The sequence below is a fragment of the Caballeronia sp. LZ029 genome (assembly GCF_031451275.1).
Classification (GTDB): Bacteria; Pseudomonadota; Gammaproteobacteria; order Burkholderiales; family Burkholderiaceae; genus Caballeronia; species Caballeronia jiangsuensis.
In genome coordinates this window covers 75653-88491 of sequence record NZ_JARUXO010000094.1, presented here as the reverse complement: position 1 = coordinate 88491, position 12839 = coordinate 75653, and the positions used below count along the sequence as shown (strand labels likewise).

General features: G+C 57.7%; 8 protein-coding genes. 3 read left to right on the top strand and 5 right to left on the bottom strand.

Features of this window, described 5'->3' with window-relative positions:
- The first annotated feature begins 1033 nt into the window (after window positions 1–1033).
- Together QCE73_RS36670 and QCE73_RS36665 are read left to right on the top strand one after the other, a co-directional pair.
- Complete coding sequence (locus QCE73_RS36670) at window positions 1034–2188, top strand: mechanosensitive ion channel family protein (RefSeq protein ID WP_309885738.1); 1155 nt, start codon at window positions 1034–1036, stop codon at window positions 2186–2188.
- A gap of 88 nt (window positions 2189–2276) precedes the next feature.
- Complete coding sequence (locus QCE73_RS36665) at window positions 2277–3563, top strand: sodium:proton antiporter (protein WP_309885737.1); 1287 nt, start codon at window positions 2277–2279, stop codon at window positions 3561–3563.
- Window positions 3564–5244: 1681 nt separating this feature from the next.
- Here the strand turns inward: QCE73_RS36665 and QCE73_RS36660 are convergent.
- Complete coding sequence (locus QCE73_RS36660) at window positions 5245–6522, bottom strand: DUF2254 domain-containing protein (RefSeq protein ID WP_309885736.1); 1278 nt, start codon at window positions 6520–6522, stop codon at window positions 5245–5247.
- A gap of 575 nt (window positions 6523–7097) precedes the next feature.
- Here QCE73_RS36660 and QCE73_RS36655 point away from each other — a divergent pair.
- Window positions 7098–7232 carry a hypothetical protein gene (locus QCE73_RS36655; protein WP_309885735.1) on the top strand — a complete coding sequence of 45 codons (135 nt, stop codon included), beginning with the start codon at window positions 7098–7100 and terminating at the stop codon, window positions 7230–7232.
- A gap of 403 nt (window positions 7233–7635) precedes the next feature.
- Here QCE73_RS36655 and QCE73_RS36650 read toward each other — a convergent pair whose 3' ends face one another.
- From QCE73_RS36650 to ctaD, 4 genes are all read right to left on the bottom strand, one after another.
- The gene (locus QCE73_RS36650) at window positions 7636–8040 is read right to left on the bottom strand and encodes a hypothetical protein (RefSeq protein WP_309885734.1); all 405 of its coding nucleotides are present in this window, start codon (window positions 8038–8040) and stop codon (window positions 7636–7638) included.
- 381 nt (window positions 8041–8421) lie between these two features.
- A complete protein-coding gene (locus QCE73_RS36645) occupies window positions 8422–9759 on the bottom strand; it encodes a cytochrome c (RefSeq protein ID WP_309885733.1) in 1338 nt (445 codons plus the stop codon).
- A gap of 9 nt (window positions 9760–9768) precedes the next feature.
- Complete coding sequence (locus QCE73_RS36640) at window positions 9769–10014, bottom strand: hypothetical protein (RefSeq protein ID WP_309885732.1); 246 nt, start codon at window positions 10012–10014, stop codon at window positions 9769–9771.
- Window positions 10015–10238: 224 nt separating this feature from the next.
- Complete coding sequence (gene ctaD / locus QCE73_RS36635) at window positions 10239–12839, bottom strand: cytochrome c oxidase subunit I (RefSeq protein WP_309885731.1); 2601 nt, start codon at window positions 12837–12839, stop codon at window positions 10239–10241.

The window sequence follows — 12839 nt, the reverse complement described above, 5'->3', positions numbered from 1 at the left end:
GATGGAGAAGCGACAACTATGAACTAGCCAGCGACAATTACACCCGTCGACCGGCCAGAATAGTTGTCGCTGACCGGCCGTGCCGCTTGACGCTGTCTATGTTATTTAGGTTCTTTCTCCACTCTCGAATAAGGTCCTACTGCTCGCAGGGACCGTCGTTCGCCAATCGCCACATGTCGGGCCTACGGTCGGCGCACACGTGCCTGAACACAGTACACGAGCGGCGCGATGGGACGACCTTCGGTCGATCGCTTCGTCTCGCGAAAGCGAGGTTTCGCGCGCTCGAGTTGCACTCTCCGTATCGATCTGTGGCGGTTGTACTTGTACGAAAGACTCTACGTCTCGATGATTTTACAATGGCACTCGATACGGGCGCATGCGTTCTCCACCGCTGATTTGAGCGCGTCCCTTGTAGCCAGAATTCCGGCCGGACGCGGATACGGTTCCAGGCACGCATATATCACTTCTCCCGTAACCACATGTCGAATCATCACGTCGACCCAGACACTATCTGACTCTCGAAGAGGCTTTGCGACGTCGAGCGAAACTTCATAGTCTTCGTGGACAATTGTCTCTGCCAATGTTGTTCTCCCATAACCAAATACACGTCTCGTTTTAACGGTCGAGCGTCGCCCAAGCGCTGCCACGGCCCCATACCCCCTTCCAACGGGCCGATGTTCGTTGCCAAGAATGGAGCACTTTCTTCCCCCACACTTAAGCACGGCTTAAGTCGATCAACGTTCCAAGCGTCCTATCGCGCCGCCTACATCGACGAAAGCGCGATAAGCCCGCGATCGGTCCGGTTGTGGCACCACGGTCGGATGACGCTCTCGCCACACTAGCCGTGCGCTGAAGTCAGTGCAATCAAGGTCTTTTTGTTTTCGAGATCGAACCAACGGAGAGGCGAGTTGCGTCCAGGCTCAGCCCGACGCACCGATCGCTCAGCCAGCCCAGCACTGAAATTTTGCGGAACTCTTGTGCCAACGCGCGGACTGACTGTAAGTGAGAGTAACTGAGATGGGAGAAATTACCGATGCAATCGCTAAGTTCGGCAAATTGGTTCGACTTCGGGGCAATTTTCGGCATCCCGGCAATCGAGTGGCTCTATGCCGCGATTGCCGTGTTCGTGAGCTATCTGATTTTGTCAGGCGCACTTCGCGTCTGCGTCGCGCGCCTTGGCGCGATTGCGGCAAAAACGTCAACCCATTTTGACGACATTGTTGTTGATGTGCTTGACCGCACTCATCGGTTAACAATCGTGATGGCGTCGATATTAATCGGAGCGGAGTTCATCGACCTATCGGCCAAATGGGATAATCGAATCAGCCACCTGTGGTTCCTCGTCATCGGCTTTCAGCTCGCGTTATGGGTTAATCACGGCGTCTCAGTTTGGACTGCGCAGCGGCTCACCAGTGCGGCAGCTACCGCCCACAATCCCGTCATCACGACGATGATGTCGTGGATGCTCCGCGCATTGCTGTGGTCTGTTCTCCTCCTGGCTATCCTGGCCAATATGGGGGTCAATATCACCGCTTTCGTTGCCAGCCTGGGGGTCGGCGGTGTCGCCGTCGCACTCGCTGTCCAAAGCATTCTTAGCGATCTTTTCGCGTCCTTGGCCATCGGGCTCGACAAGCCGTTTGAGATCGGGGACTTCATCGTGTTCAATGACGTCGCCGGTAGTATCGAGCACATCGGTCTCAAAACAACCCGCATTCGTAGCCTGAGCGGAGAGCAGATTGTCTGCAGCAACACCGAGCTGCTCAAGAACACAATACACAATTACAAGAGAATGTCAGAGCGTCGGATTGTATTTGCCTTCGGCGTCACGTACGAGGCCAAACCCGAGCAGTTGAGAGAGGTCCCGCAGATTGTGAAGAAAGCCGTTGATTCTGCGGGTAACACGCGGTTTGACCGGGCGCACTTTAAGCAATTCGGCGAGAGCTCGCTGGACTTTGAAGTCGTGTACTACGTCACCGATTCCAGCTTCAACCTGTATATGGATATTCAACAGAAAATCAATCTGGATCTCATGACGGCGTTGACCGAGCACGGCATGGACTTCGCCTTCCCCACCCGAACGCTTTACGTTGTCGGCGACGGCATGAAGCAAGCGGAACAAAGCAATAGCGAGCCTACGCGCCCGCGCATCCGAGCTTTTGGCAATTCTTCGACGCCTATCAATGGCTAGCGCGCGCTAGCTGAGACAGACACCGCGTCGCATGTCGCTGTCGCCCACCGGGTGGCACTCAAGGCTGCTGAGTAAAAAAGGATCGTCTGTGCTTGACATCATCGCAATTAGCATTTCGATGACCGCGATCCTGGCCTACGTGAATCATCGATTCATCAGGCTTCCGACGACCATCGGCGTCATGGCGACTTCGCTGGGGGTCTCCGCCTTGCTCGTCGTCCTCGACGGGCTAGGATGGGACGTGCTCGGCTTCGTCCATCGCTTGAAGCTAGCCGAAGCAGGTTTTCTCCAGTCCGTCGACTTCAGTCAATTGCTATTGCAGGGGATGTTGTCGCTTTTGCTATTCGCGGGCGCGATGCATGTCGATCTCGCCAGGCTTGCGAACTATCGTTGGCACGTTTTGGCGCTCGCCATCGTGAGCACAAGTATCTCAACTGCCGTCATCGGCGTCGCAATGTGGTTGGTGTTGCCATCTCTCGGCATGCACCTGTCTCTGCCCTATTGTTTGGTGTTCGGCGCTCTGATCTCCCCGACCGACCCGATTGCGGTCATGGGCATCCTACGTTCCTCGGGCGCGCCTCGCAATCTTGAAATTGTCATTACTGGCGAGTCCCTCTTCAACGACGGCGTTGGCGTCGTGCTCTTTTCTCTGCTGCTGGCCCTGGCAACAAGTGGCGATGCACCGAGTGCGTCTAAAGCTTCCCTCATCCTGTTGCGCGAGGCTGGCGGGGGCCTTGCTTTCGGCTGGATATTGGGTTACGCCCTGTATCGACTCCTCGCATCAGTCGACCAATATCAAGTGGAGGTATTGCTCACTCTTGCCGCCGTCCTCGGAGGTTACGCCCTGGCCAGACATCTGGAACTCTCTGGTCCGCTCGCCATGGTCATTGCCGGCGTGATGACAGGAAATCGTAGTCGCAAGCAGGCTATGTCAGAGACAACGCGACACTATATCGACATGTTCTGGGAGCTGGTCGACGAAATTCTCAACGCCTTCCTTTTTGTTTTAATTGGAATGCAGGCCCTGCTCGTCCCATTCACCTCAAGGATGATACTGGCGGGCGCTCTCGCCTGCATCATTGCGCTCGCAGCGCGGCTCCTGACCGTCGGCGCTCCGATTGCCTTTCTCAAAAGCGCTACTGGACTGCCACGCGGCTCATGGGTAGTCCTCACATGGGGCGGCTTGCGTGGTGGCATCTCCGTCGCACTGGCCCTTTCGCTTCCGAGCGGTGACGCACGTGATATCACGCTGGCCATGACCTACCTCGTGGTCGTGCTCTCGATCTTCGGTCAGGGACTGACTATCGGACGCGTGGTTCGCAGGTCCGTCTGCGCTCGTGCAACCGATGGAATGACCGATTCAGACCGATGCTAGCGCTAGGTTTAACGCTGATCCCCGCACCTTGGATTCGTCATGCTGAGCACGGGGCGGCATCCGTACATGCCCGTCGACCCCTAACGAGAACGCCGGAGGCAAACTGATGCAGCTACTCGGTCTTCAACTCAACAAGCCTTCGTTCTGGGACATCACGCTCACCATGGCGGGCTGCGCTCTCCTCGTGCTACTCGTTTTTGCATGTTGCCTGGCGCTTGGATACGTTCCCGACCTCGTTACCAAGCTATTATTTACGGTATCCTTGATGTGGGGCGCATTGTGCAGTCTCTTTGGACTTCGACCATCGTCGGGACGCCGCCATGTTGTCGTTATCGTAGGAGGATGGATCCTTCTCGGTACGGTGTCACTTTTTGCGGTTCAGGCAGCAAGCGTTTGAGAAAGGGTTCCCCTGTCAACCCGATCGCTCCCCAACATCGCTTTTGGAGAACTTAAGGCAGTTGTCAAAAGGGCCGCTCCATGAAGGCAAGGCAGCGAGCGCATCAATCGACTGGGAACGCCGCCGTGCACGAATCGTGTCGATTAATGATGCAAATACAAGCGCTTTCGCTGCGGTTTGGAGTGCTTTGAGGATGACGTTGCCCACATTCCTCCATACGTGAAGCAGTAGCCTGAGAGGTTTGATCCGGGTACGATCTTGGCCCAATCTGACGATCCCTCCGCTCGCATCTTCGGATACGACAGTCCGAATGTCTCCGCATTTGCGCTCCCCGCTTGGCGCGCGCCCGCACCGTTCGTCGCGTTATTGTCAGTTGCGAAGGACGCGGTAGGAACAAGAAGGGCAATGCAAATTCCGGTACTTAAAAGGCAACTCATTTTTCTCTCCCGGTGTTCGGTCGGAGTTTCTCATGTTAGGGTAATACGATCGAAGCTTATCTCTCAGCCGCGAAGCGGTTCTCACGCATCGCCGCGTGTTCGACGTTTCGCTAATTGAAGCATCAGTGCAACTTGTCGATCGCCAACGGCAGCGGTCTTACTTCTCAAGTCTGCGAGACATCGCTTAAGTCAGCCTTAAGACAGGTCGTTGACACGCCGCCCAGCTAGTCCCAAATTCCACGCAGCAGCGGCTCTGTCCATTCAACAAGTGACGTGCTAGGGTAACGGTTTGCTCGTCGATAGTCGATACCGATGCGCGCCCGATCGGCGATTAATAAAGCCGGCGTACGCGCGCCATCGCGGCAGTTTCTATAAAAGCAATGACGAGCGGCTGGTCTCGGTGTTGTTATGGGCTAAGGAGACTCGATCATCGTCAGAGAACTTGTGACGCAGCAGCATCTGGCACTCGTGCTAAGCCTTTGTTTGACCCTGCTTGCTTGTTCCCGGGAGGACGGTCCGTTTGCCATGTCTCCAGTACTAACGGCTCGCACGGATGCTTCCGCGACGCGGGTCGCCACGTGCATTGAGTCTCATTGGGCTGACGCGACACGCAATCTGAGTTCTGCCGAGGCGAATCATTCGATCTTGGTACGTGCAAGAACCTTTTTCGCAGGCGTCCAAATCGGTGCACGACTAACGCAAATGTCCGGTCACACAAGAGTCGAGTATTTTGAGAGACGCCTTGCGGACCGCCGCTACGTTTCGATGGTTCGGAAATGTCTGCATCCTGGCGTGCGGGGCGAGCCCTAATCAATTGGGCGCCATCGGCGCACCACACGAACACTATTCATTGCTCCGCCGGATTATTCGCGACGGCGCGCACGCCCAAAGCCAGCAGACGCAACTGAATCTTATCTTCCTCGAGATCAAGCGCGAGCTCGGCTCGTTTCTGCGCTAGTACGGAGTGACGAACAGCCGCCGCCGCGAACGCGGCGTCGCCGTTGCGAGCGAGCAACGCCAAGGACTTCTGCAGCCGTATTCCGACTTCGACCATGCTCGCTCCATCACGGGACATCGGGCCGAAGAAGTCGTCGAAGAGATCATCGAGCGACAAGCCGGGCACGAAGATCTGGCCGCAGCCCGGCATCGTATCCTCCTTCAACTCCAGTCGTTTGTCCCACAGCGACAAGATACGCACGCCCCTACCGATGACATCGATCGCAGTGCCGGGGTCATTGACTGCCGGAGAAAGAGCACGTGACGCAATCTCAGAAAGGACCGAAATGCCAAAACGTGGATCCTGTTCGAATGAGCGCCGCACGCCAACTGTAAACGCGGCCCGAATCGACTCTACAGGCACGTCATCCAGCACTTCAATATGGGTCAGTACCGTGTGCTTGTCGACGAAGCTCCCCGGAAGGACACGAAGGGCAAACGAGGTGGACAGCTCCTCGGAAAGCTCACCGAGGGCCTGCATGTCGATATGCTGGATATAACCAATTGCATTTGAGTGCACAGCACGCCCACGTGCCAAGAACTTCTCATGTGGTAACGGACTGCCGCCCAGATAAGGATGCTTGAGTCGCTGCTCCAGCGCATCGACTGCGGCCGCCTCAACGCGATCCGACGTTTCACCGAGTCGGCCGAGACGAGCAAGGTGATCAATCCATCGCAGAAGCGTATATACGATCAACACTATGACCGCAATCGTCACCGCGAACATCACGACACGTCCGTTTTTTCCGTACAGGCCCGTGCTTAAAGCGATGATGCCGACTAGACTAAACAGAAACGAACCGATAAACGTAGCGAGTACATTCTGAGTTGTTGTGTCTTCAACAAGCAGTGGCGTAGCACGAGGCGTTACATTCGTTGTGGCCGACCCGTAGGCAGACACCATGATGTTTAGAGAAAATGTGGTAGCCGCCAACATGCTCGACGCGATGATGCCGAGAATATTATCAACCGCGTCTGCGCCGACGCGTGTGGAAAGCTCGTCTGGAATATAGCGCTTGACTGCCAGCGCGAGCAACGCCGTCGCGACACCTAAAACGGAGAAGAGGCCTGTGCGAAACCACAGTCGCTTGCTGATCCTTTTCAGCACCCATTGCCATCGAGCGATCATATCGAGACACTCCTCTACTCTGCTTATCGTTCCGCTTTCTTGAAGGGCCAAATCTTCTCCATGATTGGAGTAGTCTGACGCAGCGACCACACACAGAAACTGTTAAGCCCTATTCTGACGACGCCTCGACTTCGCCGCCGAGTGTACGACCGTCGCTATCACGTTGCGATTTTCGGTCGTTGCCGACCATTCTGCAATGCCGAGGTCGATGAGCGTTACGACGAGGAGAACAGGGCGCCCACCAATTAGAGCGCCGAGTGTAAGACCGACTTCCTGATTGGTGCCGCCGTACACTGGGACGACATAGACCGCACCAAATCATCCCTCGACTTGATCGCATTGCGCCGATCGCAGCCTCCGTTCCTGGTCGATCACGAGCCGCTCGTGGACGGTCTTCAACAGCATACTTCCATCTCAACGCGCGCATCCGGTCTGCTATTGGCCTGTTGTGCGATCCTGGCGTCGTGGAAGGATTTGCTTTAAAGAGCGTCCATTCGCACGCTGGAGCCCGAGCCGCCACACGGACCGGCTTTTGCAGTCGTTTCGAAAAGCGGCAGTCCGGCGGTGATACGGTGATGCTGACAGTCAGCGAAGAGCTCGGTGCGCTCGTTGAACTATTTCTTTCTCTCGTCGCTATTGGTCTGTCGATGTTCACTGGGAACCTGCTGCTCGACGCGCTCGACAACTTGACAGCGTCGGCGGCGGCCTGATCCTGATAACAACCGTACTTTTCGTGGCGCGCGAGTCGCTCTTCATTGCGGAGTCGGCGAACAAGCGAACAAGGAAACGCTTGAAGCGATGGATACGTGGCTTGGACGACGCGCCGAGACTCGGCGAATCGTGATCTGATTGTTTCAAACTGGTGGGGACGATTTCGTCGTCGCGGTTCAGGACGCACTGAACCTCTCGACGACACAGACGAATTTGTTCGCATGATCGCCACATTGAGAGTGCCCAGCGGTGAGATTCCCTGGAGCAAGATGGATATTTTCGAACCGGTCTTCCCTGACATCTCAAACCGCTTCGGACATCATTGGCCTGCGACCGTAGAAGTCTCTGATGAAATGCATTATTTGGCTTAGCCCGTCGTACCCCCGCCTTCACGCTCGCTCTTTACCGATCCTCCTCGACCCTCCGGTCCCATTGCTGAGCAGAGACGCCGACAGCATTTATCACGAAGCGTTCCTCAGACGCGCACTCTAGGTTCCGAGGGCCGCAGTGAAGGCGCATCGCCGGATTTCCAGCAAGCCAGACGCGAACGGAGTCACCCGCGCCCACCAGAGCATTCCGTCCCCATGCTACCCGGTATGTCAACGGCTCGCGAAAAAGCTGCCCATCTGATTGCGGTTCGACGATAGCCTCACCGGTGCCGAGGTCGCCCTCGATCAAGCGCAAGCGCACGATGGCACCATTATCGGCTTTTCCGGTGTAGATGACCGTATGGTCATAGCCATCGGCATAACAAACGGCGGACGCCAGAAAGAAGGAGATCGAAAGTAGCGCAGAAGTTCTGGTCATTCTGAAAGCTGGCTCCACTACACCCGTGCCTGTCGAAACAGTTGAAAGCTTACCACGCGACAGTTCACTATTCCCGCGCAACGGTCGTGTGAGATCTGCGCATTTGATGTGGGCAAAGGTTCCTCAGGCTCCTTCGGCACCGGATCGCCTTCATCGGCGTCTTCCTTGTCCCGGTCTGCGGTCGCCAACGAGTCCGTTGGCATGCGGTACGCACTACCCTACGTCGCTCTGCGCGTCCTGTCCACTACGGTTCCCTAATTGAAATGGAGACAACCCGGACAATTTGGGCTGCTTCGCTACTGCGTTTGCAGCCCCGCCGACGAAACCGCGCATCGATGACTTCTCATCGCGATCTCAGTTCTAACCGAATGTTAGTACCCGCTAATGATGAATTGCCGCGCGCAGCGTTTTCACTTCGCGCTCAGAGATCGGGGTGGCATGATTGCCCCAGGCATTGCGGATGAAACTGACAACCTCGGCAATCTGCAACGACGTTAGCTGGTCGTGAAATCCGGGCATCTCCTGCGGCGCGGGTCCTCTCTCGGTTGCGGGGCTCTTGCTGCCCTCGATCACAATGCGCAAAACCGATGTTGCGTCTTCCGCCATGACGAGCGGACTTCCTGCTAGCGCCGCAACCTTTCCCGGTTGCCCCCGTCCATCAGCTTCATGGCAGCGCGCACAGAACGATAAGTAAACGCCCGCCCCATGTCGCTCGACTTCGCCCGTACCGAGACTTCGTATCGTCTGGACCTTCGCGTGCTGATTGTTGTCGAAACTGCCGTAGGCCATTTTTGCAGGAAGTGACTTCAGATAGGCTGCAATCGCCTCGAGATCCGGCGCGCTCAGATGCTGCGTGCTTTCTTCGATAACAGGTGCCATGGCGCCGAACGCCATGGCGCCGGCGCCGTGACCGGTCCGCAAAAATCGTGCAATGTCCTCGGCGGACCAACGGCCGAGTCCGCTTGCCGGATCTCCAGTCAGATTGGGCGCGGACCAGTGATCGTTCACGGCGCCCGTCAGGAACCACGGTGAAGCCTCGCTGTACCCGAGTTCGTTGTAGGCCGGCCCGCGCGGCGTATGGCATGCGCCGCAGTGTCCAAAGCCTTGCACGAGATAAGCACCACGATTCCACTGCGCGCTTTGCTTCGGATCGGGAACATACTGATCACGATTGGCGAACGCGAAACTCCAGAACAGCAATCCCCAGCGCTGGTTGAAAGGGAACGGCAGCTCCGTCACGGGTGCGCGTTTGGCGGCCGGCTTCACACCGTGCATGAGATAGGCATAGAGTGCCACCACATCGGCATCGCTTACATTCGCAAGCGACGGGTATGGCATGGCCGGATACAATCGCTTGCCATCGCGGCGCCGACCAAAGCGGATCGCTTGCGAAAACTCTCTGAGCGTATAGCGCCCAATCCCGTACGTGGAATCCGGTGTGATGTTGGAGGCGTAGATCGGGCCAAAAGGTGAATTGATCGCCAAGCCGCCGCCCAGCGGCGTATGATCCGCCGCGTCATGGCACGCGGCGCAATCGCCGGCCTTCGCTAGATATTCGCCGCGCGCGATTAGCTTCGGATCGTTTGCGAGCGGCGATGCGGCATCAACGTTCGCAGGTAGATTGTCCCCTGCGCCCTGACTGCACGCACCCGTCAAGATGGCTGCTCCGATCAGGATCGAGGCGGCGAGGCAGCGGCTTGTTCGGATCGACTTTTCCATTTCCTAGTGCTATCGGCTACAGGAGAGAAAAAACACTTCGGCCTGGATCGTGAAGACCAGGCCGATCACAAAGCCGCAGCCGATCAGCGCGCTGCACAACGCGATGAAGCGCTTGCGTGTCACTTCTTCTTGCTCGCGTGTAGGCTGCGCATGCGAGGCTTCGCTATCTGCGTCGGCCCCCATGCGCCGCTGCAATCGCTGCAGGAAAACGAAGCCGAAGGTCGCCATTCCCGCGGAGATCACGGAAATGAGCATGGCCACAATCGATGTCCCATACAGCCACGCATGTAGATGCGAGACGCCCGACTGAGGTGGGGGCGGCGTGTTGCTCGAGCAAGCCTGTGCGGAAATCGTCTCCGAGACAATCACCTGGAGCAACCACGCACCCGGCGACAGAAAGAAGCCCGCACACGCGCAGAGCGCGAGACGCCGTCGTTCCTCGCGAGCTAGCCGCGTTTCGCTGGTTGCGCGCCGTTGCATCAGTGACCTCTGAGCCAAACCGGCGTCAAATAGAGCGACGTAAAGATGAACAGCCACACCACATCGACGAAGTGCCAGTACGCCCCGCCAATGCGTATCGGCGCGTAGCGTTCCTCGTCGAAATAGCCGAGCGCGATCCACACCGCCAGCAGCGACAGGATCACCAGACCGACAATGACGTGCGCCAAGTGAAATCCAGTGATGGTGTAATACAGCGAACCATACAGATGCGCGGTTGGGCCATATGGATGATCGTGCCACTCCTTCAGCTGGATGCCGACGAACAGACAGCCCAATATGATCGCGACCACCATCCAGCTCAGCGCCCGGCCGCGTCGGCTCTTCTTGAGTGAGCGCTCGGACAGCCACGCGAACACACTGCTTAGGAGTAGCACAGCGGTGCTCGCTGCGCCGATGCCGATCTTCGGGAGCCCTTCCGGCGGCCACGGCAGCGATGTCTGCGATTGCGAATAGAAGTAGCCGAAGATTAGATAACCGAACAGACTCGCCTCGGTGAGTATCAGCGCGAGCACGCCCCACCAGCCGCCCGAATGCTCGCCCGCGCTGCCCACTGGAAGTGTACCGTCGTGCCGCGCAGTGTCGACGCGCGCAGTCTGGTCGGGCTTCGGTGGTTCACGCTGAGCAAGCGAACGGCGCGGCCAGAGCCAGGCCACAGTCGTCGCCCCGCACGCGCTAAGTGCGATGAGCGCAAACGCGGGCGAATGCAGCAACATCGCGACAAACATCAGCGCGGCAAACAGTCCGAGGAAGAAGGGTGACCACGCGTCCTCCGGCATTTTCAGGATCACGTCCGGCATACCGCTCAGCGGATGTACGCCTAGGGCCTCGCGCCCTTGATGCAGCAGATAACCTGAATCGAGGCGGGAAAGTCCGCCTGGCGGATGCAGGCGTGGCTCCCAGAGCGGATGGCGCGATCCAACTTGCGGAAGCACTGCGAAGTTGTAAGCCGGTGGCGGCGATGGCGTGGACCATTCGAGCCCGGGTCCATCCCAGGGGTTGTCGGGCGCGTTTCTGCCGCGCCTTGCCGACCAGAGCGCATTTACCGCAAACAGGAGCACGCCGATGCCGAGCAAAAACGATCCGATTGAGGTGATGAGATTGGACGTGTCCCATCCCATGCCTTCGGGATAGGTATAAACGCGTCGCGGCATGCCGAGCAGACCGGAGATATGCATCGGAAAGAAACCCACGTTGAACCCGATGAACACGGTCCAGAAGGCGATCTTGCCGAAGCGTTCATTCATCAGCCTCCCGGTGAATTTCGGGAACCAGTACGTGATGCCACCCAGCACCGGAAATACGTTGATGCCGAGGAGCACGTAATGCAGATGTGCCACCACGAAATACGTATCCGTTAATTGCCAATCGAGCGGCACGGCCGCAGTCATGACTCCGGAGACGCCGCCCACCACAAACATGAGCACAAAGCTCCCGAAGTACAAGAACGGCACGGCGAAGACCGGTCGGCCGGTCCAGATTGTGGCGATCCACGCGAAGACCGCCACTGCGCTGGGTATTGAAATGAGCATGCTTGCCGCGCCGAAGAACGCCAGTGCAAGGGGCGCGATGCCGGTGGCGAACATGTGGTGGATCCACACCTCGAAACCGATGATCATCGTGGCAACCGTGGACATCGCCACAGCGGCATAGCCCACCAGCGGACGGCGGCAGAAAGTCGGCAATGCGTCCGACACGATGCCCATCGCGGGGAGCACAACCACGTAGACCCACGGGTGGGCGAACATCCAGAACAGATGTTGCCAGAGCAGCGGCCGGCCGTCGGCCGCGACATCGAAGAAATGCGTGCCAACGTTGCGGTCCATCCATAGCAGCATAAACGCGAGGCTGACCGCCGGAACCGCGAACAGGTTGGCGAAGGAGATGGTGAGCGTTCCCCACACGATGATTGGCAAGCGGTCGACCGACATGCCCACTGCCCGCATGCGAAACAACGTGACCACAAAGTTCACCGCACCCACGGTGGTCGAAATCCCCAACAACACCATGCCAAGTGCATACACGTCGATGTTCGGCCCGTTGTTGTAGTCGAGCGATGAAAGCGGCACATAGTTGAACCATCCCGCATTGGGCGCCTGCCCCAGCGGGAAGCTGCAATACAGGAAGATTCCTGCGAACACGTAGACCCAGTAGGACAGGGCGTTCAGCCGCGGAAAGGCCATATCACGCGAACCAAGCATAAGCGGCCAAAGAAAATTGGAGAAGCCGCTCAACACCGGCAGCGCGTACAGAAAGATCATCGTCACGCCATGCATCGTGAAGAGCTGCGCGTATTGCTCGGGCGTCAGCAGCGACTGGTTCGGCTGCGCCAACTGCAGGCGCATGATGAGCGCCTCGACCCCGCCCAAAAGCAGGAACACGAACGCCGTGACGATGTAGCGCAAGCCGATCTTCTTGTGATCGACGGTCGTGAAAAACCCTCGCCAGCCCGGCTCGGTCTCCCATATCTCGCGCAAACGCTTCTCAGCTTCCGAACCCTGTTCCACGCGACCAATTTCGGGCTCGCGCCGAAACGCGACTCGGGCGATTCGGATGACGCTGCGCTCAGGGGTCGTGGACAT

Coding starts and splice junctions, on each gene's coding strand:
- QCE73_RS36655 (WP_309885735.1), top strand. CDS start 7,098: ATGCTGACAGTCAGCGAAGAGCTCGGTGCGCTCGTTGAACTATTTCTT.
- ctaD (WP_309885731.1), bottom strand. CDS start 12,839: ATGTCCACGACCCCTGAGCGCAGCGTCATCCGAATCGCCCGAGTCGCG.
- QCE73_RS36645 (WP_309885733.1), bottom strand. CDS start 9,759: ATGGAAAAGTCGATCCGAACAAGCCGCTGCCTCGCCGCCTCGATCCTG.
- QCE73_RS36640 (WP_309885732.1), bottom strand. CDS start 10,014: ATGCTCATTTCCGTGATCTCCGCGGGAATGGCGACCTTCGGCTTCGTT.
- QCE73_RS36650 (WP_309885734.1), bottom strand. CDS start 8,040: ATGACCAGAACTTCTGCGCTACTTTCGATCTCCTTCTTTCTGGCGTCC.
- QCE73_RS36670 (WP_309885738.1), top strand. CDS start 1,034: ATGCAATCGCTAAGTTCGGCAAATTGGTTCGACTTCGGGGCAATTTTC.
- QCE73_RS36660 (WP_309885736.1), bottom strand. CDS start 6,522: ATGATCGCTCGATGGCAATGGGTGCTGAAAAGGATCAGCAAGCGACTG.